Source organism: Pseudomonas sp. BRM28, from assembly GCF_002939405.1.
Taxonomy (GTDB): domain Bacteria; phylum Pseudomonadota; class Gammaproteobacteria; order Pseudomonadales; family Pseudomonadaceae; genus Aquipseudomonas; species Aquipseudomonas palmensis.
The window spans coordinates 293,934-313,844 of record NZ_PEFV01000001.1 but is presented as its reverse complement, the minus strand read 5'-3'; the positions used below and the strand labels follow the sequence as shown (position 1 = coordinate 313,844).

Annotated in this window: 22 protein-coding genes and 1 pseudogene; 19 read left to right on the top strand and 4 right to left on the bottom strand. The window is 61.5% G+C overall.

Annotated elements, in window-relative coordinates:
* The first annotated feature begins 1 nt into the window (after position 1).
* From CR917_RS01500 to CR917_RS01405, 19 genes and pseudogenes are all read left to right on the top strand, one after another.
* A complete protein-coding gene (locus CR917_RS01500; RefSeq protein WP_104571803.1) occupies positions 2-364 on the top strand; it encodes a phage head closure protein in 363 nt (120 codons plus the stop codon).
* Positions 357-878 (top strand): hypothetical protein, encoded by a 522-nt coding sequence (locus CR917_RS01495; protein ID WP_043863304.1) that lies wholly within the window; start codon positions 357-359, stop codon positions 876-878. Before CR917_RS01500 ends, CR917_RS01495 begins: the two co-directional genes overlap by 8 nt.
* Positions 879-899: 21 nt before the next feature.
* The gene (locus CR917_RS01490; RefSeq protein WP_043863305.1) at positions 900-1,493 is read left to right on the top strand and encodes a hypothetical protein; all 594 of its coding nucleotides are present in this window, start codon (positions 900-902) and stop codon (positions 1,491-1,493) included.
* Positions 1,490-1,669, top strand: coding sequence for a DUF2635 domain-containing protein (locus tag CR917_RS01485; protein WP_043863306.1), 180 nt, complete (start codon positions 1,490-1,492; stop codon positions 1,667-1,669). Before CR917_RS01490 ends, CR917_RS01485 begins: the two co-directional genes overlap by 4 nt.
* Entirely contained in the window at positions 1,666-3,165 is a 1,500-nt protein-coding gene (locus CR917_RS01480) for a phage tail sheath subtilisin-like domain-containing protein (RefSeq protein WP_104571802.1), read from the top strand. The genes CR917_RS01485 and CR917_RS01480 overlap by 4 nt, the downstream gene beginning before the upstream one ends.
* Positions 3,166-3,222: 57 nt before the next feature.
* Positions 3,223-3,570 carry a phage tail tube protein gene (locus CR917_RS01475; RefSeq protein WP_104571801.1) on the top strand — a complete coding sequence of 116 codons (348 nt, stop codon included), beginning with the start codon at positions 3,223-3,225 and terminating at the stop codon, positions 3,568-3,570.
* Positions 3,570-3,869, top strand: coding sequence for a phage tail assembly protein (locus CR917_RS01470; RefSeq protein ID WP_104571800.1), 300 nt, complete (start codon positions 3,570-3,572; stop codon positions 3,867-3,869). The genes CR917_RS01475 and CR917_RS01470 overlap by 1 nt, the downstream gene beginning before the upstream one ends.
* A gap of 129 nt (positions 3,870-3,998) precedes the next feature.
* Positions 3,999-6,209 (top strand): phage tail tape measure protein, encoded by a 2,211-nt coding sequence (locus CR917_RS01460; protein ID WP_104571798.1) that lies wholly within the window; start codon positions 3,999-4,001, stop codon positions 6,207-6,209.
* Positions 6,210-7,589: a DNA circularization protein gene (locus CR917_RS01455; protein WP_104571797.1), complete on the top strand. Its 1,380-nt coding sequence runs from the start codon at positions 6,210-6,212 to the stop codon at positions 7,587-7,589.
* A 4-nt stretch (positions 7,590-7,593) separates the two neighbouring features.
* Entirely contained in the window at positions 7,594-8,706 is a 1,113-nt protein-coding gene (locus tag CR917_RS01450; protein WP_104571796.1) for a phage baseplate assembly protein, read from the top strand.
* On the top strand, positions 8,703-9,191 hold the full coding sequence (locus tag CR917_RS01445) for a phage baseplate assembly protein V (protein ID WP_104571795.1): 489 nt from the start codon (positions 8,703-8,705) through the stop codon (positions 9,189-9,191). The genes CR917_RS01450 and CR917_RS01445 overlap by 4 nt, the downstream gene beginning before the upstream one ends.
* A 3-nt stretch (positions 9,192-9,194) precedes the next feature.
* Complete coding sequence (locus CR917_RS01440) at positions 9,195-9,596, top strand: phage GP46 family protein (protein ID WP_104571794.1); 402 nt, start codon at positions 9,195-9,197, stop codon at positions 9,594-9,596.
* Positions 9,586-10,629: a baseplate J/gp47 family protein gene (locus tag CR917_RS01435; RefSeq protein WP_104571793.1), complete on the top strand. Its 1,044-nt coding sequence runs from the start codon at positions 9,586-9,588 to the stop codon at positions 10,627-10,629. The genes CR917_RS01440 and CR917_RS01435 overlap by 11 nt, the downstream gene beginning before the upstream one ends.
* Positions 10,626-11,216, top strand: coding sequence for a YmfQ family protein (locus CR917_RS01430; RefSeq protein ID WP_104573133.1), 591 nt, complete (start codon positions 10,626-10,628; stop codon positions 11,214-11,216). The genes CR917_RS01435 and CR917_RS01430 overlap by 4 nt, the downstream gene beginning before the upstream one ends.
* Positions 11,217-11,219: 3 nt before the next feature.
* Positions 11,220-11,885: pseudogene (locus CR917_RS27970) on the top strand (phage tail protein); the annotation flags it as partial.
* A 753-nt stretch (positions 11,886-12,638) separates the two neighbouring features.
* On the top strand, positions 12,639-13,067 hold the full coding sequence (locus CR917_RS27580) for a phage tail protein (RefSeq protein WP_256589595.1): 429 nt from the start codon (positions 12,639-12,641) through the stop codon (positions 13,065-13,067).
* Between the two features lie 55 nt (positions 13,068-13,122).
* On the top strand, positions 13,123-13,674 hold the full coding sequence (locus CR917_RS01415) for a glycoside hydrolase family 19 protein (protein WP_104571792.1): 552 nt from the start codon (positions 13,123-13,125) through the stop codon (positions 13,672-13,674).
* Positions 13,671-14,183 (top strand): lysis system i-spanin subunit Rz, encoded by a 513-nt coding sequence (locus CR917_RS01410; protein ID WP_104571791.1) that lies wholly within the window; start codon positions 13,671-13,673, stop codon positions 14,181-14,183. The genes CR917_RS01415 and CR917_RS01410 overlap by 4 nt, the downstream gene beginning before the upstream one ends.
* A gap of 102 nt (positions 14,184-14,285) precedes the next feature.
* Positions 14,286-15,505, top strand: a protein-coding gene (locus CR917_RS01405) for an IS3 family transposase (protein WP_104571780.1) whose coding sequence is annotated in 2 segments (ribosomal slippage) — positions 14,286-14,634 and positions 14,634-15,505 — 1,221 coding nt in all. Because the reading frame shifts where the segments join, the coding sequence is not laid out codon by codon here.
* A gap of 42 nt (positions 15,506-15,547) precedes the next feature.
* On the opposite strand, the gene tuf is transcribed toward CR917_RS01405, so the two are convergent.
* The 4 genes from tuf to rpsL form a co-directional block, all read right to left on the bottom strand.
* Positions 15,548-16,699 (bottom strand): elongation factor Tu, encoded by a 1,152-nt coding sequence (tuf, locus tag CR917_RS01400; protein WP_104571790.1) that lies wholly within the window; start codon positions 16,697-16,699, stop codon positions 15,548-15,550.
* 30 nt (positions 16,700-16,729) lie between these two features.
* Positions 16,730-18,877 carry an elongation factor G gene (gene fusA, locus CR917_RS01395; protein ID WP_043861933.1) on the bottom strand — a complete coding sequence of 716 codons (2,148 nt, stop codon included), beginning with the start codon at positions 18,875-18,877 and terminating at the stop codon, positions 16,730-16,732.
* Positions 18,878-18,907: 30 nt separating this feature from the next.
* Complete coding sequence (rpsG, locus tag CR917_RS01390) at positions 18,908-19,378, bottom strand: 30S ribosomal protein S7 (RefSeq protein WP_008089143.1); 471 nt, start codon at positions 19,376-19,378, stop codon at positions 18,908-18,910.
* Positions 19,379-19,498: 120 nt separating this feature from the next.
* A complete protein-coding gene (gene rpsL / locus CR917_RS01385; RefSeq protein WP_003186084.1) occupies positions 19,499-19,870 on the bottom strand; it encodes a 30S ribosomal protein S12 in 372 nt (123 codons plus the stop codon).
* Positions 19,871-19,911: the final 41 nt, after the last annotated feature.

Below are 19,911 nucleotides of genomic sequence, written 5' to 3'. Positions count from 1 at the left end.
CATGGCACTGAGAGAACCATCTGCCGGTGAGTTGAACCGGCGTATCACCATACGCTTTCGCTCTGATCAGCCTGCCTCAGACAATGGCATCGACTCGGTTTTCACAGATGAAAAACGCCGCTGGGCCAGCATTGTCCCTGTGGGGACCGCTGCCTATAGCGCCAGTGTGCAGCTTGATGCGAAGGTCACGCACCGTATTACGCTGCGATTCCTTGACGGCATCACTGACGCTCACGAAGTCGTTCACGGGTCCAGGCTTTACCGGGTCCGGCGTGTCGCTGACCTGAACGGCACGCACCGTTTCACGGTGCTTGAGGTGGAGGAGCTGGGGCGCGTGCGGGCTGGAGGTGGCGTGTATGGCTAACAGTGCCTCTCTCGATGGGTACGTGCATTTCGAAGGCTTCGATAGCTTTGAGCGCGATGCCTTCGACCGTAAGAAGATCCGTGCCGGCATGCGCAAGGCAGGTCGGCTGGTCATGCAGAAGGCCCAAATGAATCTCGCCCTGGGTGGTGGCCGGGACGGCTACCCGGTGAGCCGCACCGGGGCCACGCTCGATTCGATCAAGGCCAAGGTGTCGCGCTCCGGCTTTCTGGTCCGGGTGGCTCCCACTAAGACCGGTGCAATGAAAGCCTATTACCCCGCATTTCTGCATTACGGCGTGAAGCAGGGGCGGCGCCTCGGGAAGCTGGCTCCGGGCGCGGGAGTCGGGAAGACGAATCGCCGGGCGAAGGGCGTTCGTGCACAAGCGCTCGCTGCCCGGGCGTCTGGCGAGTGGCGCATCACACCGCGTGACAACTACATGGCAGATGCGCTGCAGGACTCGAGTTCGCAGGTGCAGCGTCTGCTGGCGGCGGCCTTCGCTGACGCATTGAGTTAACCCCTACATACGGAAACCACGATGAGACTGAATGTGATCGTCGCGCATCTGCGTGCCCATTGTTCTGCCTTCGCCGGCAGGATCGCGGCAGGGATCGATTGGGACGCCGTCGCGACCAGTTCCAACCTCAAGCACCCGTCGGCGTATGTCATTGCCTCCGATGATGAGGCCGAACCCAACGACCTGAAAAATGGGGTCCGTCAGGTTATCTCTGACGGCTTCGACGTCATTGTCGTGCTCGACACATCAGACGAACGCGGCCAGGAGGCTGTGCACGACCTGCACGTTTTGAGGGCTGATCTCTGGCGCGCATTGGTGGGGTGGAAGCCGGAGCCAGAGTATGACCAGGTTACCTATGGCGGTGGTGCACTGATCTTCATCAACAGGGCTCGGGTGGTCTACCGCTACAGCTTCAGTGCTGAGTTCCAGTTGGGGCGCAGCAACGACAGCGACCCAGCTGAAACATGGTACGAGCACGAAGTGGACGGCCTGCCCACCCTGCAGGGGCTCGATATCTCGCTCGACTTCATCGACCCCCTCGTCGACCGCAACGTCGCCCAGTCGGGCCCTGACGGCCGTGTCGAATTCACAACCCGAGAGGATCTACCTCAATGACACTGATTCACCTGAAACCGGCCCCGGGGCGTGCTTGCCCGATGCCGGAGAAGGGCGGCGAGCTGCTGCCCGACGAAGGGGCCAAGGTGCCCCACAACGCCTGGTGGCAGCGCCGCCTGGCTGATGGCGACGCGGTTGTCGTCGAACCCAAAAAAGCGAGGGTGACCAAGCCATGAGCATTGGTTTCAGCAACATTCCGTCCGACCTGCGCGTGCCGCTGTTCTACGCCGAGGTTGATAACTCGATGGCCAATAGCAATGCCGGCGCCGCGCTGCGCCGGCTGCTGGTGGGGCAGGTCAACGACGGCGTAGACAGCGAAGAAGTCGGCAGCCTGGTGCTGGTGTCGCGCCAGGCCGAAGCCACCGCCATCGGCGGTACCGGCTCGATGCTGGCCGCGATGTACGAGAAACACCGCGCCATCGATATCGCCGGCGAGGTCTGGTGTCTGCCGCTGCAGGTGACCGAAGGCACGGCGGCCACCGCTACCGTTACCGTAACGGGCACACCGTCGGCGCCCGGCCAGGTCAATCTGTACGTGGCTGGCAAGCGCGTGCGTACCACCGTCACCCTGGGTATGTCGGCCGAGGCGGTGGCCACCGCTGTCGCGGCCAGCATCAACGCGGCGCTTGATCTGCCGGTCACGGCGACCGTGGAGGCGGCCGTGGTGACCCTGACGGCCAAGTTCAAGGGCGACCTGAGCAACGACATTCGGGTCGAGCTGAACCGCCTGGGCCGCACCAACGGCGAGGAAACCCCGGCCGGGCTGACGCTGGTGGCGGGTGTGATGACGGGCGGCGTTGGCAGCCCCGATATGGCGACCGCGCTGGCTGCCTTGGGCGATGAGCCTTTCGAGTTCATCTGTCAGCCCTGGAGCGACGTGGCGACCCTGGACGCCTGGAAAGTCACGATGGAAGACACCGCCGGCCGCTGGTCCTGGGCCAAGCAGCTGTATGGTCATGTGTACACCGCCAAGCGCGGCAGCCTGGGCGAGCTGGTGGCGGCCGGCCGGGCGCGCAATGACCCACACATGACGATTCACGGTTTCGAACGCGGTGTGCCGCAGCCGGCGTGGGAAATCGCGGCGCAGTACGCGGCACGCACCGCCGTGTTCATCAGCGCCGACCCAGCCCGGCCGACGCAAACCGGCACGCTGCCGGGCATCGATCCTGCGCCGGCGAGCAGCCGCTTCATGCTGACCGAGCGGCAGTCGCTGCTGATGAACGGCATTGCCACGGCGTACTACGAAGGCGGCAGCTACCGCATTCAGCGGGGTATCACCACATACCAGCGCAATGCGTTTGGCCAGGCGGATGACTCTTACCTGGACAGCGAGCCGCTGCACCAGTCGGCGTATGTGATCCGCAACCTGCAAAGCCGTATCACCAGCAAATACGGGCGCAGTAAGCTGGCCAACGACGGCACCAGCTTCGGCGCCGGCGCGGCCATCGTCACGCCGATTGTGATCCGGGGCGAGCTGATCGCGGCGTATGGCGAGCTGGAGCGCGCCGGCATCGTCGAGAACATTGAGGCGTTCAAGGAGCATCTGGTGGTCGAGCGTGACGCGACCAACCCGAACCGGCTGAACGTGCTGTTCCCGCCGGATCTGGTCAATCAGTTGCGCGTGTTCGCGCTGCTGTACCAGTTCCGCCTGCAGCACCCCGACGCGGCGTAACCCGCAGCAATTCACCCCGGCCTGCCTTGTGCGGGCCTTTTTATGGGAGCCCTTTTTATGGGTCAGAAAGTCGCAGGCACCTGCTACATCAAGGTCGATGGCGAGCAGCTGGTTATCACGGGTGGCGTCGAGGTGGCGCTTTCCAGCGTCAAGCGCGAAACCGTTGTGAAGGGTTACTTCAAGGAGGAAGACCGCGTTCCGTTCACCAAGGTTGACGCGGTGATGACGCCGGGTTTTCCCATTACCAAGCTGACCAACGGCATCAACATGACCGTTACAACCGAGTTCAAGACCGGGCGCAGCTATGTGCTGTCCGGCGCCTACCTGGTGGACGACGTGAACGTCACCGGTGACGACGGCAAGGTTTCACTCAATTTCGAAGGCATCGCAGGGGACTGGCAATAATGAGCACCACTACTCACACGTTGAGCGCACCGATTCAGGCACACGGCGAAACTTTGGTCGAACTGACCATTCGCCGCCCCACCGTACAGGACTGCCGCGCTATCAAGTCGCTGCCCTACCACATCGACAAAGACGAAGCAGTCTCGCTCGATCTTGACGTCGCCGCTAAGTACCTGGGTGTATGCGCAGCCATCCCCCCGGGGTCGGTGGATCAGTTGGACCTGTCCGACCTCAACCGCTTCGCGTGGTTGATTGCTGGTTTTTTCATGTCCCCCGCTTCGCCACCATCAGCGAGCTGATTGATCTGTCCTACGACCTGGCCTGGTACTGGAAAACCAACCCGGAACAGGTCAAGGCGTGGCCGCTGGACGTGCTGTTCGAAAGTGAAGAAAACGCTTGGCGAATCCAAGAGTTAGCGGGGGCGAACAATGGCGGATAAGTTCCAGCTTAAAGCGCTGATTACCGGCGTCGATAAGCTGTCGCCGGTGATGACCGGCGTGCGCAAAAACGCGGCCATGTTGCGCAAGCAGTTGAACAGCTCGGGCCTGGGCAAAATCACGTTCATGGATGCAGTACAAGGGGGGGCCATCGCGGCCCCCTTTGTCATGGGCGTTCAGGCGGCGATGAAGTTTGAAAGCGCCATGGCCGACGTGAAGAAGGTCGTCAACTTCGACACGCCCGAGCAGTTCAAGGCCATGAGCAACGACGTGCTCGACCTGTCTGAGCGCTTGCCAATGGCGGCCGATGGCATCGCGCAAATCGTTGCGGCCGGCGGGCAGTCGGGTATTGCCCGGGAGGAACTGAACAAGTTCGCCGAAGACGCGGTAAAGATGGGCGTGGCGTTCGACCAGACCGCCGCGCAGTCCGGGGAAATGATGGCCAAGTGGCGCACCGCGTTCCACATGAACCAGGACGAAGTGGTCACCCTGGCCGACAAGATCAACTACCTGGGTAACACGGGTGCAGCCAGCACGGCGCAAATCTCCGCCATCGTGACCGCCATCGGCCCGCTGGGCGAGGTAGCGGGGGTCAACGCCGGGCAACTGGCTGCGATGGGCTCGGCGCTGGCCGGGGTGGGTATCGCCCAGGACGTGGCGGCCACTGGCATCAAGAACTTCATGCTCACGATGACCGCCGGTAACGCGGCCACCAAGTCGCAACGCGAGGCCTACAAGGCGTTGCGACTGGACGCGAACGAAATCGCCCAGGGCATGCAGACCGATAGCGAAGGGACCATGACCCGCGTACTCAAGACGCTGGCCAAGGTCGATAAGGCCAAGCAGGCGGCGGTGCTTACCAGCCTGTTCGGCAAGGAGTCGGTAGGGGCCATTGCGCCACTGCTGACCAACCTGGACACGCTGCAGAAGAACTTCAGGTCGGTAGGCAAGGAGGGCGACTTTGCCGGCTCGATGCAAGACGAGTACACCGCACGGGCGGCCACCACGGAAAACGGCCTGCAACTGCTGCAGAACCGGGTAACCCGCCTGGGCATAACAGTCGGTACGGCGCTACTGCCGCCGTTCAACGACTTCATGGCCACGGTGGGGCCGATCATCAGCAACGTGACCGAGCTGGCCGGCGCGCACCCGTGGCTGATCAAGGGCATCCTCGGCGCCGCTGTGGGCTTTACCGTGCTGCGCCTGGCCACGGCCGCCGCAACCGGCGCGCTCACGCTGATGAACGCGGTGGCCAGCATGAGCCCCATTGGCTTGGTTGTGCGGGGTATCGCCTTGGCCGCCGGCCTTTTGATCGGCAACTGGTCAACGGTGGGGCCGTACTTCGCCAAGGTCTGGGACATGGTGAAGGGCCCGGCGATGGCCGTATGGGGCTGGATGAAACAGGCTTTCAGCTGGACCCCGCTCGGCATGATCGTCGCCAACTGGGGGCCGATCACTGAGTTCTTCGGCGCGGTGTGGGAACTGATCAAAGCCCTTTCGGTGCCGTTCCTGGACTTCATGAAAACCCTGTTCGACTGGTCGCCGCTGGGCATCATCCTCAAGCACTGGGAGCCGATTACCGGATTCTTTAAAGGCCTGTGGGACAAGCTCAAACCGATCATTGAACCGATGATGAAGTTTCTAGGGTTCAGCTCGGACGGTGACGGCGTGGTCAAGGGGGCGACCGATAAGGTCAACGCCTGGACCGAGGAACAGAAGGCGCGTAACGAACAGGCCCAGGCGGGCCAGGGGCGATTGGTCAAGCCCATTGCCCCGATGCCCCAGCTGCTGCCCGAGGCGACGACGGTGGCCAGCATGATGCGGGCGCCTGCGAATGATGGGCTGGTGCCGCTGATGGCCGTGCCGTCGGTACCGGCCAGTGCGGTGCAGTCTGCAGCGGCCGCGCAGTCGCTGGCCAAGCCGGCCGCTGTGCCGGTGACGACCAAGGCCGAAGCGCTGGCCCGGGACGCGGCGCGTGGTCGGCCGCTGCCTGGGGCAACCCCGGGCGGCAGCCTGCCAACGGCGCGCGGTTCGCTGGTTCAGCAAACAGCCGCTGCTTCGAAAACCGAGCTGCAGGGCTCAATGGTCGTGCGCTTCGACAATGCCCCGGCGGGCATGGTCGTCAACCCAGCGCAAACCAACCAGCCCGGGCTGTCGGTCACGCCGAGCGTGGGCTATCGCTCATTGGGGAGGCCTGGATAAATGTCGGGTACATGGCGGGAGAAACGGCAGCCGGCATCCTTTCGCGGGGTGCCGTTCTTTGTCGAGAGTGATTCAACGCCGGTCGGCCGGCGCACGCAGTTGCATGAGTACCCTCAGCGCGACAAGCCGCTGGTGGAAGACATGGGCGCGAAGACTCGGGTAGTCAAGATGACGGCGTTTGTCGTCGGCGAGGATTGCCTGTTTCAACGTGACAACCTGCTGCACGCCCTGAACCAACCCGGCGCTGGCGAGCTGGTGCACCCATGGTTCGGGCGCATGACGGTCACCCCGGGCGAGGCCTGCGACGTGTCGCACGAACGCCGCGAGGGTGGCCTGGTGCGCTTTGAACTGGAGTTCATCGAAGCCGGCGAGAAGGGCTACCCGGTCGGGGTGCCCAACCCGGCCAGCCAGCTGGAGGACGATTCGGAAAGCCTGCTTGAGTCGGCCATTGCTCGCTACAAGGCAGCAATGGCCGTGGTCAACAAAGCGCGGCTGGCCGTGGTCGCCCTGCAGAACGGCATAGCCGGGATTCAGATGGCCATCCAGCGCGAGCTGGGCCAGGTGCTGGGGTTGGTGTCGTCGGTCGAGGCGCTGGCTGACATGCTGATCAACGCCCCGGGCAACTTCGCGGCGATGATCCGCGCACAGTTCGCCAGTGTCGGGGGTAGTAACCGGTCGTCTGGCTACCGCTGGGACCCCTCGGGGGGGAGCGCGGGCGCAACCGGGGTCGAGGCCGACCCCGAGTTTTCGCGCACCGTGGCGCGCCTTGCAGACACTGAGCCGGGATTCAGCAGCTTTGTGTCGGCGTCACGCGACATCACCAACCAGATCGAGCTGGCCCAGGGGCTGAACGGCGAGCTGCAGGACAGTGCTACAGCGGTCAATGCCGACGGCGGGCTGGCCACGGCCGCCGTGGTGCAGGCGGCACGCGAGTTGATGCGTGACGCGCTGATCGTGCAGGCCGTGCGTGTTGCCGCGTCGATGCCAGTGGTGTCGGCGCCGGCGGCGTTGCCCGGGGTGCCGGGCCTGGCGCAGCAGGTGGCGGCGCCGATTGATCGGCCGCAGGTGCCGGTGGCGGCGGACGTGATCACGCTACGCGAGGCAATCAGTGATGCGCTGTGGTCGGCGTCGCTGGTGGCCACACATGAGCACTTCCAACTGCTGGAGGCGGTGCGCAAGCGCGTGCGGGATCACCTGACAGCCGTGGCCGGGGCCGGTGTGCGCCTGGTCGAGGTTGAGCGCAAGGAAAGCCTGCCGGCGGTGGTGCTGGCTTATCAGTTGTTCGCTGACGCATCCCGCGCCGGTGAAATCGTTACCCGTAACAAAGTGAAGCACCCCGGGTTTCTGCCAGCGGGGGTGCTGCAAGTCGCCCAGGAGTAACCCTATGCATGAACAGAATGCTGTCACGCTGAGCGTGAACGGCCTGGATTATCGCGGCTGGAAGAAAGTCAGCATCAGCGCCGGCATCGAGCGACAGAGCCGGGACTTCAAACTTGACGTGACCTGGCGGTGGCCCGGCCAGGCGGATGAAATCCCGATCCGCCAGGGCGATCACTGCGTCGTCAAGATCGGCGATGACCTGGCCCTGACGGGCTACATCTTCGGTACGCCGGTCAGCTACGACAGCAAGCAGGTGACGCGCTCGATTCAGGGGCGGTCGCTGACCGCAGACCTGGTGGACTGCTCGGCGATCAACAAGCCCGGGCAGTGGAAGGGTCAGAGCGTGCAGCAAATCGTGCAGGCGCTGGCCGAGCTCTACGGCGTGCAGGTTATCAGCCAGGCGGCGGAAACGTCGAAGCTGGCCGAGCACGCCATCGAGCCCGGGGAAACAGTGTTCGAGTCCATCGACCGGCTGTTGACCTTATCGCGCCTGCTGTCAACGGACGACACGCGGGGCCGCCTGGTGATCATTCGCCCAGGGTCAGCCGGCCGGGCGGTTGACCGTCTGGAGCTGGGGCAAAACATTCTGACCGGTGATGCGGCGCTCGACTTTTCCGGGGTGTTCTCGGACTACAAGGTGACCGGCCAGCGTTCGGGTACGGATGACGCCTTTGGGGCCAAGGCCTCGGAGGTACAGGCCGCTGTGACTGATCCGCGTGCCGCACGCAAGCGCGTGTTGGTGATTCACGAAAGCGGGCAGATGACCCCGGACCTGGCAGCCGCCCGGGCCAACTGGGAGCGCGGCAACCGCATGGGCAAGGCCCTGACCCTGAATTACAAGGTGCAGGGCTGGAGGCAGTCCAACGGCGCCCTGTGGCTGCCGAACATGATCGTGCGCGTGGTCGATCCGCTGATCGGCATCGACCGCGACATGCTGATCAGCGAAATCGAATACAGCCTGGACGAAGGCGGCACCGTGGCCAACCTGACCGTGGCGCCGCCGGATGCGTTTGAGCCTGAGCCGAAAGACCCGCACAGCACACGCAAGCTCAAGAAGGGCGGCAAGGCCGACAACTTCGAATACCTCATTCCCGCTGACTGGAAGCCTGGCACATGAAGCCGAGCAACAACGTGATAGCCCGGGGCGAGCTGGCCCTGGTGAACCCTGACGGCAAGATGCAGGGCCTGCAGATGCGCCTGAACGCCGATGAGGTGAAAGACGGCATGGAGCACTTTGAGCCTTACGGGTTCACGGCCAACCCGCACCCGGGGGCCGAAGCCGTGGCGGTGTTTGTCGGCGGTGATCGATCCCACGGCCTTGTGATTCAAGTGTCCGACCGGCGCTTTCGTCTGCAGGGGCTCAAGTCCGGCGAGGTCGCCTTGTACACCGACGAGGGCGATTTTCTGCACTTCAAGCGCGGCCGGGAAATCTCGATTGAAACGATGACCCTACGTATCAAGGCCGGCACGGCGGTGGAGTTCGACACGCCGCTGATCAGCACCACTGGCCGCATCGTGTCGGTCGGGGATCAGGTCGCCGCCGGTGTTAGCACGTCGCAGCACGTACACGAAGGCTCGGACAAGAAGCCGGTCAAGGGGTAACGCATGGCACTGATTGAAGCCGACGAAACCGACACGGCCTGGCGACGAGCAGCGGTGATCAGCCTGCTGACCTGGCGCCGCGCCGGCGCGGATGACCGTCTGGACGACGCCGAGCGCTTCGGCTGGTGGGGCGACAGTTTCCCCAGCCAGGCCGACGACCGTATCGGGTCTCGGCTGTGGCAGTTGCGCCGGCGCACGCTGAACGACGCCACGCTGCAGCTGGCCGAGGCCTTCGCGCGGGAGGCGCTGGCCTGGATGCTCGATGACGGCCGGGTCACTGCCGTTACGGTAACGGTGGCCCGGGGTATCGACCGGTTGAACATGGGGGTGGTACTCACGTTGCGAGACGGGCGAACCATCAATCTGCAACTCGACAACCTATGGCAGGTGATTAATGCCGTTTAATACCCCGAGCCTGCCCGAGCTGATCAGCACCGAGCTGTCGCGCCTGGCGGGCTCCAGTGCGCTGCTGCGCTCTGACGCCGAGGTGCTGGCCCGCGTGCTGGCTGCCGCGTCGTATGGGCGCTACGGGCATCAGGCCTACATTGCCGACCAGATTTTGCCGGACACGGCGGACGAAGAAACCTTGCTGCGCATGGCGCAGGCGCGCTTGAAGCGTGGCCGGCTGGAGGCGGTAGTCAGCACCGGTACCGGGACATTCGCCGGCGCGGTCTCGGCGTTGCTCGATGCCGGCACGCTGCTGCAGCGTGACGACGGCGTGCGCTTTCGTGTGACGACCACGGTCACCCTGACCGGCGCGAGCGGTACCGCCAAGCTTGAAGCCCTGGACGCCGGCCCGCTGGGCAACACCCCGGCGGGCACCGTGCTGCGCTTCGTCTCGCCGGTGCTGGGCGTGAAAGAGACGGTCACCGTCGATGCGCCCGGCCTGCAGGGCGGGGTGGCCCAGGAGAGCATTGAGGCCCTGCGCGCCCGTGTGCTTCGTTCGTATCGTGTGATTCCCCACGGCGGCAGCCAAAGCGATTACGTGACCTGGGCGCTGGAGGTGGCCGGGGTCACCCGGGCCTGGGTCGTGCGGCACTGGATGGGGCCGGGCACGGTCGCGGTGTTCTTCATGCGTGACAGCGACGTCGACCCGATCCCCAGCCCGGCCGCGTGCGACCTGGTGCGGGCTTACATCGAGAAAGAACGGCCGGTGACTGCCGAGCTGTACGTGTTGCCGCCGGCGGAAAAGCCGGTGCAGTACGAACTGAAAATCACCCCCGACAGCAGCGCCGTGCGCCGTGCCGTTGAGGGTGCGCTGATCGATCTGCACAACCGTGAATCCGCCCTGGGCGCCGAGCTGCTGCTGTCGCATATTCGCGAGGCCATCAGCGGCGCCACGGGCGAGCGCGATCACGACGTTATCAGCCCGTCCGGCAACGTCTCGGCCGCTGCCAACCAGTTGCTGACCTACGGGGGTGTGCTGTGGCGATCATGACCGCCGAGGCCTACCACGCGCAGCTGCGCCTGCTGCTGCCGCCTGGGCCGGCATGGGACCGGGAGTTCAACCCGGGGCTGGACGAGCTGCTGCAGGCGGGTGCCGAGCGGCTGGCCAAGGAAGACTTGCGCGCCGCCGACCTGTTGGCCGAGTCCGATCCGTACACCGTGCGCGAGCTGGTGCCGGATTGGGAGCGGGTCATGGACTTGCCCGATCCGTGCTTGGGCGATTCGCCCAAGTTTGAGGACCGGCAGTTGGCCGTGCGCCGGCGCCTGGTCGAGGTCGGCGGGCAGTCGCCGGCGTACTTCGTCGAGCTGGCCATCGACCAAGGCTACCCGCAGGCCCGCGTGTTCGAGCACAGGGCGCCGCGCTTTGGCCGCTCACGCTTCGGTGCGGCGCACTTCGGCACTTGGTTCGCGCAGTTCATGTGGACACTCGACACGGGACCCCGGCGCCGCGTGGGGCGTCGCTTCGGGGTGTCGTACTTTGGCGAGCAGTTCGGGGGCAGTCCGAGCGGCGCCCTAGAGTGTGTCTTGCGGCGTGGCGCACCTGCGCATGCCGTCGAATTTATTAAGTATGGAGAGTAGTGGATGGACTATCCCAAGAGCGTGCCCAACATCGGATTGGTGGACGGGCATTTTGTCGATGAGAATCCGGTCACCGGGCAAATCGGCTCATTGATCCCGGCCGCCTGGGGCGACGCGATCACCCAGGAAGTGCTGAACGTTATCAAGGGCGCCGGCATGGTGCCCGACGAGGCCAACGTCAGTCAGTTGCTGTCTGCGGTTCTGGCTATCGCCGCGTCGGATGTCAAGAAGTCGGTGCGGGTGGCCACCACGGGGGCTATCGCGCTGAGCGGCCTGCAGACCATTGACGATGTTGCCCTGGTGGCCGGGGATCGTGTCCTGGTCAAGAACCAGGCCAACGCTGCACAAAACTGGATCTACACCGCCGCCGCAGGGGCCTGGGTGCGAGCGAAGGATGCCGATGAGAGTATTGAGTGTGCCCCGGGCCACCTGGTACCGGTGCAGGCTGGCACGCGAAACGCCGGCACATCGTGGCAGTTGTCGAACACCACGCAGCCCGTTCTCGGCGCGACGGCCCTGGTATTTGAACAGGCAGGAGGTAAAACGGGCGTGACTCCCGGGCCCTACTTCAAGGTCTCTGTAGATGCCTACGGTCATGTCAGAAGCGGGGCCAACCCAACAACCCTGCAGGGGTTCGGCATTCTCGACGCGATCACCAAAATCGAATCCACTGAGGCAATTCAGGTGGCTATATCGGCGCTGGTTGCGGAAGCGCCGTCCTCGCTGGACACGCTGAAAAAACTGGCAAGTGCGATTGGGAGTGACCCAAATTTCTCAACCACTACGACCAACGCACTGGCGGCTATGTCCAGTGCGCTGCAGGGGAAGGCGAGCAAAGCAACCACGCTCACCGGGTACGGCATTACCGATGCTGTTAGTGTGGCGAACAAAGCCACGCAGACTGATGCTGAGTCGGGGGTAAACGACACTAAGTGGATGACACCGCTGGGCGTCTTCAGGGCGTTCACCAGCTTTGTGTCGCAAGCTACGGAAACCGCGTTCGGCTGGGCAAAGGTCGCCGGGCAGTCAGCAACGAATGCCGGCAACGATGACACAACTTTTGTCACGCCGAAGAAGCTGCGCAACGGGTTTTCGGTGCAGTTCGACGGTACGGGGTACATCGCGCTCCCGAGCTGGATGGGCGGGTGGATTCTTCAGTGGGTCAATGCTGGCTCCATTCCCAGCCTCGCATCGGGTGGCTTTGTAACTAAAACACTGACCTGGCCCCTGACGTTTCCTGTTGGCCCAATGGTGCCGTGGGGAATTGCCACCGGCGCAACAGCCTCCGAGGTGGGCATGGTGGTGACGCCCAGCGGGATGAACTCCACCGGTATGAACCTTTCAGTCTTCAACGCAGCGCAAGCATCGAAAGGCGTGCAGAGCGTCATTGGTTTCGTTATCGGCCGCTAGGAGTCCTGGCACATGATCTATTACAACCCCGCAACTGGCGGGTTTCTGGACACTGTTATCCATGGTACGGACCTGCCCGCAGGCATCGTCGAAGTCAGCACCGAACGTCGCGGTCAGATTATTGCCGCTCGGGCTGATGGGCAGGTGATTGTCTGTTCGGGGGGTGTCATATCGTTTCAGGCAGCGCCGCCGGCGGCTGCTGCTGTGGTCGAGGAGCAAGAGCGCATCTGGCGGGATGGCGTGATGCTGCGCGCTGCGGGTCTACGCGACCGCCACCGCGATCAGCAGGAGCTTGGCCTTCCCACAACACTGGAGCCTGATCAGTTCATGGCTCTACTGCTCTACATCCAGCAGCTTCGCGACTGGCCCCAGTCGGAGCTGTTCCCCGCCATCGAACACCGCCCGGTGGCGCCGCCCTGGCTCGCCGAGCAATCCCAATAAAGCCCCGCACTGACGGGGCTTTTTCTTTCCCACCATTATTTGAGGAACAGGTTGTATGGCTATTACCGAGCGGCAACTGCTGCAAATCCTCCCCAACGCCGGCGCCAAAGCCGGCGTTTTTGTACCTGCCCTGAATGCGGCCATGGGCAAGTACGCCATCGTTACCCGTCTGCGTATCGCGGCCTTCATTGCGCAGATCGGCCATGAGTCCGGCCAGTTGCGCTACGTCCGCGAGCTGGGCAGCAATGACTACCTCTCCAAGTACGACACGGGGAAGCTGGCCAAGGCGCTGGGCAATACGCCAGAGGCCGATGGTGACGGGCAAAAGTACCGGGGCAGGGGGCTGATTCAGGTTACTGGCAGGGCGAACTACGAAGCCTGCAGCGAGGCTTTGTTCGGCGACAGCCGATTGCTCAATACGCCTGAGCTGTTGGAGCACCCGGTGTACGCGTGCCTGTCGGCAGGCTGGTATTGGCATCAAGCCGAGCTGAACAAGCTCGCCGACAAAGGGGCTTTCGTGCTGATCACCAGGCGCATCAATGGCGGCATCAATGGCTTGGCAGACCGGGAAGTGCTTTATGAGCGCGCCTTGAGGGTGCTGCAGTGAAAGCCCTCCATATACGTGTGACGGCCTTTGCCCTGCTGGTCGGGATCGTACTGGGCGCTTGGGCTGCTTGGCAGTGGCAGGACAACGCCTATGCCAGGGTGCTGGCTGAGCAGGCCGAGGCTCATAGGCTCGACCGAGAAACTGCCGCGGTCGCAGCGCTTGAGCAGATGGATTTGCAGCAGACCCATCGGCGTGAGCTGGAAGATCGCCTGCAGGCGAACGATCAAACCCACTACAAGGAATTAAACGATGCGCAACAAGCTCAGTCTCGCCTGCGTGACCGCCTTGCCACTGCTGATCTGCGGTTGTCAGTCCTACTCGACGCCTCCACGGGTTGTGACAGTGGGATGCGAGCCGCCACCGGCGCCAGCAGCGTGGATCATGGAGTCACGCGAGCCAAACTTGACCCAGCGCATGCTCGACGAATTATCAGCATCACCGATGCCGGCGACCAAGGACTGATCGCATTGAAGGCCTGTCAGCGTTACGCTCGGACTGTTTCAGAATAAACTTGTGAAAAAGAAAAGCCTTGAATTTCAAGGCTTTTTGTCAGAGGGTGTCCCGTCCTGAATAAGGTTTACACCTCCCATCCCGAATTTCCGGAGAGTCAGATGGAGCAAGGTGTAAAGCGCACACAGCGTGATTACTCACTGTCTTTTAAATTGGCGGTGGTTGATCAGATTGAAAAAGGCGAACTGACCTACAAGCAGGCCCAGGTGCGGTATGGCATCCAGGGACGGTCGACGGTTCTGGTATGGTTGCGTAAGCACGGTCGGCAGGATTGGAGCCAGGGGGCCTCGATCCGCGACGAGAGGAGCTGCGCGATGTCTGACCCCAAAATGCTCACTCCAGAGCAGCGAATCAAAGAGCTTGAGCAGCAGCTTGAGCTGATGAGCCAGAAGGCCCAGTTCTTTGAAACGGTCGTTGATGTTCTGAAAAATGACTATGGTGTCTCGGTCGTAAAAAAGCGATCCGGCAAGTCCTCTCGCAAGGTCAAGTCGCAGGACTGAGCATTGCCAGGGCTTGTCAGTTTCTAGGCATCAGTCGACAGGCTTACTACAAGCGCAACCGAGCTGCTGATGGCAAAGAGCGCCAGGCAGATCGGGTGGTTCAGTTTGTTCAGCAAGTCCGGCTGCGCCAGCCCCGTCTGGGTACCCGTAAGCTGCACTATTTGCTGCATTGCCAACCTGACAAACGATTCCAGGTCGGCCGAGATAGGCTGTTTCAGGTCTTGGGAGAGCGCCGTTTGCTGGTACTGCCCAAGCGGGCATACCACAAGACAACACAGAGCTTTCATCGCTTCTACCGCCATCCCAACTTAATCAAGCCCGGTCCAAGCCAAGTCGTTCCGACAAGGCCGGAGCACGTCTGGGTTGCCGACATTACTTATCTGCCCGCACGTAACGGCCCGCTGTACCTGAGCCTGGTAACGGACGCGTACTCCAGGAAAATTGTTGGTCACCACGTCCATGAAAGCCTGCATGCCGAGTCAGTAGCGCAAGCCTTCAAGCAGGCCTTACGAAAGCGACGTCGTCGCCAGCCATTAGTCCACCATTCGGATCGAGGCATCCAATATTGCTCGGCGCTATACCAGTCACTGCACCAACGGCACGGCGTTCAGTGCTCCATGACTGATGGGTATGACTGCTACCAGAACGCGCTGGCTGAGCGAATCAACGGAATCCTCAAGATGGAGCTGCTGTTAAGCAGACCTGAAGATCTGGAGCAAGCGAGGCAGATGGTTGATGAGGCAGTGCAGATCTACAACACAGAACGGCCCCATATGGCCCTGAAAAACAAAACGCCCGATGCGGTGCATCGGGCGTTTTGAGGCCTATCGGCCTACCTGAACAGGTGTAAACCTATTTCAGGACTAGACATCACGGATAGCGAAGCGCAGACCGTCTTCCATCGCGATGGTCTTGATCAGAGTGACAGTCATCTGGATGTTGTCACCTGGCATTACCATTTCAACGCCTTCTGGCAGCTCGCAGTTACCAGTCACGTCAGTAGTACGGAAGTAGAACTGTGGACGGTAGCCTTTGAAGAACGGAGTGTGACGGCCGCCTTCTTCCTTGCTCAGAACATAGACTTCTGCGGTGAACTTGGTGTGCGGTTTGACCGAACCCGGCTTGACCAGAACCTGGCCACGCTCAACGTCGTCACGCTTGGTGCCGCGCAGCAGCACGCCGCAGTTCTCGCCAGCACGACCTTCGTCCAGCAGCTTGCGGAACATCTCAACACCGGTGCAGGTGGTGGTGGTGGTGTCACGCAGACCAACGATTTCCAGGGCGTCTTGAACGCGGACGATGCCACGCTCGATACGACCGGTAACAACGGTACCACGACCCGAGATCGAGAATACGTCTTCGATTGGCATCAGGAACGGCTTGTCGATAGCGCGCTCAGGCTCTGGAATGTAGCTATCCAGGGTTTCGACCAGACGCTTGACAGCGGTGGTGCCCATTTCGTTATCGTCTTTGCCTTCCAGCGCCATACGAGCCGAACCAATGATGATCGGGGTATCGTCGCCTGGGAAATCATAGGTGGACAGCAGGTCGCGAACTTCCATCTCGACCAGCTCCAGCAGCTCAGCGTCGTCTACCAGGTCAGCCTTGTTCAGGAAGACCACGATGTACGGAACGCCAACCTGACGGGACAGCAGGATGTGCTCACGGGTTTGTGGCATCGGACCATCGGCAGCCGAGCAAACCAGGATCGCGCCGTCCATCTGGGCAGCACCGGTGATCATGTTCTTCACGTAGTCAGCGTGACCTGGGCAGTCGACGTGAGCGTAGTGACGAATGGTCGAGTTGTACTCAACGTGAGCGGTGTTGATGGTGATACCGCGAGCTTTCTCTTCTGGAGCGCTGTCGATCTTGTCGAATTCAACGACTGCGGAACCGAAAACTTCGGAGCAGACGCGAGTCAGAGCTGCGGTCAGAGTGGTTTTACCGTGGTCAACGTGACCGATGGTGCCAACGTTGACGTGCGGAAGGGAACGATCAAATTTTTCTTTAGCCACGACAATTAACTCCTAGCCTAAAGGACTGAATCAGCCTTGTTTTTTAACGAGCGCTTCGACGATGTTCGACGGAGCCTCAGCGTATTTGGAGAATTCCATGGAGTAGCTCGCGCGACCCTGGGACATGGAACGAACGTCGGTCGCATAACCGAACATCTCTCCGAGCGGAACTTCAGCACGGACAACCTTGCCGGACACCGAATCTTCCATACCCTGGATCAGACCACGACGACGGTTCAGGTCACCCATCACGTCACCCATGTAGTCCTCAGGGGTCACAACTTCTACCTTCATGATCGGCTCAAGCACCTTACCGCCGCCTTTGGCTGCGAGTTGCTTGGTCGCCATGGAGGCCGCCACCTTGAACGCCATCTCGTTAGAGTCGACGTCGTGGTAGGAACCATCAAACACGGTTGCCTTCAGGCCGATCAGCGGATAGCCGGCAACGATGCCGTTCTTCATCTGCTCTTCGATACCCTTCTGGATCGCCGGGATGTATTCCTTCGGAACCACACCACCCACAACCTCGTTGGTGAAAACCAGGCCTTCGGTGATGTTGCCGTGTGCGTCCACGTCTGGCTGCGAGAAGCGGATCCAGCAGTGACCGAACTGACCGCGACCACCGGACTGACGAACGAACTTGCCTTCGATTTCGACGTTGTCTTTGGTGATCTGCTCGCGATAGGAAACCTGCGGCTTACCGATGTTGGCTTCGACGTTGAATTCGCGCTTCATGCGGTCAACGAGGATGTCCAGGTGAAGCTCGCCCATACCCGAGATGATGGTCTGGCCGGTTTCTTCGTCGGTCTTGACGCGGAACGACGGGTCTTCCTGAGCCAGCTTGCCCAGTGCGATACCCATCTTTTCCTGGTCCTGCTTGGTTTTCGGCTCGACAGCTACCGAAATCACAGGCTCAGGGAAGTCCATACGCTCGAGGATGATCGGCTTGTCGGCGTTGCACAGGGTGTCACCAGTGGTGACGTCCTTCATGCCGATCAGAGCAGCGATGTCGCCGGCCAGTACTTCCTTGATTTCTTCACGCTGGTTGGCGTGCATCTGCACCATACGACCAACGCGCTCTTTCTTGCCCTTGACCGAGTTGATCACGGAGTCGCCAGACTGCAGCATACCCGAGTAAACACGGACAAAAGTCAGAGTACCAACGAACGGGTCGGTGGCAATCTTGAACGCCAGAGCCGAGAACGGCTCGTTATCGTCGGCATGACGCTCGTCGTAGTCGGCGTCGACCAGCTCTTCCTTTGGCTTCTCGATCAGGTCAGGGTGGATACCCTTGATCGCAGGAATCTCGGTAGGAGCAGGCAGGAAGTCGATAACGGCGTCGAGAACCAGGGGAACGCCCTTGTTCTTGAACGACGAACCACAGACAGCCGGAACGATCTCGCTGGCCAGGGTACGCGCGCGCAGACCGGCCTTGATTTCTTCGACGGTCAGCTCTTCGCCTTCCAGGTACTTGTTCATCAGCTCTTCGCTGGACTCGGCAGCCGCTTCAACCATGTTGGAGCGCCACTCTTGAGCCAGCTCCAGCATATCGGCAGGAATTTCTTCCTCGCGATAGGTGGTGCCTTTGTCGTCTTCGTTCCAGTAGATAGCCTTCATCTTGATCAGATCGACCTGACCCTGGAAGTTCTCTTCCGAACCGATGGCCAGCTGAACAGGAACCGGGGTGTGACCCAGACGGTTCTTGATCTGACCTACGACGCGCAGGAAGTTGGCACCGGCACGGTCCATCTTGTTCACGTATACAACACGTGGAACGCCGTACTTGTTGGCTTGACGCCATACGGTTTCGGACTGTGGTTCAACGCCGGAGGTACCGCAGAACACAACGACAGCGCCGTCGAGTACACGCAGCGAACGCTCAACTTCAATGGTGAAGTCAACGTGGCCGGGGGTATCGATGACGTTTACGCGGTAGTTGTCATACTGACCCTTGGAGCCTTTCCAGAAGGTAGTGACAGCAGCGGAGGTAATGGTGATACCCCGCTCCTGCTCCTGCACCATCCAGTCGGTGGTCGCGGCGCCATCATGCACCTCGCCCAGTTTGTGGCTCAGGCCTGTGTAGAACAGGATCCGCTCGGTAGTAGTGGTCTTGCCCGCGTCAACGTGCGCGCAAATACCAATGTTACGGTAGCGGTTGATTGGTGTAGTACGAGCCATAGAGCCCTCGCAAAAATAGTGATGCCTGAATTAGAAGCGGTAGTGCGAGAACGCTTTGTTGGCTTCGGCCATACGGTGTACGTCTTCACGCTTCTTGACTGCAGCACCTTTGCCTTCAGCAGCATCCAGCAATTCGCCGGCCAGGCGCAGGGCCATAGACTTCTCGCCGCGCTTGCGCGCGTAGTCTACCAACCAGCGCATTGCCAGGGCGTTACGACGGGACGGACGAACTTCGACCGGAACCTGGTAAGTAGCACCGCCAACACGGCGCGACTTCACTTCGACCAGCGGAGCGATGGCGTCGAGAGCTTTCTCGAAGATTTCCAGGGGATCGCTGTTCTTGCGTTCTTTGACCTTGTCCAGCGCACCGTAAACGATACGCTCGGCAACGGCCTTCTTGCCGCTTTCCATCACGTGGTTCATGAACTTGGCGAGAATCTGCGATCCGTATTTTGGATCGTCCAGAATCTCACGCTTGGCTGCTACACGACGTCTTGGCATTGATAAGCCCTCAAACGGTCTTCAGGTTAGCTCGGGACAGGGAACCCAGAGGTTGCGTGCCCGACCTTACTCTTATCGACTCAATAAAATTGATAACTGCAAATTGCTGCAAACGGCCGATTACTTCGGACGCTTGGTACCGTACTTCGAACGACCTTGGTTACGACCTTTGACGCCGGAGGTATCCAGGGAGCCGCGAACGGTGTGGTAACGAACACCTGGCAAGTCTTTTACACGACCGCCGCGGATCAGTACCACGCTGTGCTCTTGCAGGTTGTGGCCTTCACCACCGATGTACGAGGAAACCTCGAAACCGTTGGTCAGACGCACACGGCATACTTTACGCAGTGCCGAGTTAGGTTTTTTCGGCGTGGTGGTGTACACACGGGTGCACACGCCACGACGTTGCGGGCAGTTCTGCAGCGCAGGAACGTCGGATTTCTCGACGATACGCTTACGCGGCTGACGTACCAGCTGGTTGATAGTTGCCATCTACTAGCTCCACTGTTGTCTTGCGACGCTATTGTCTTGCA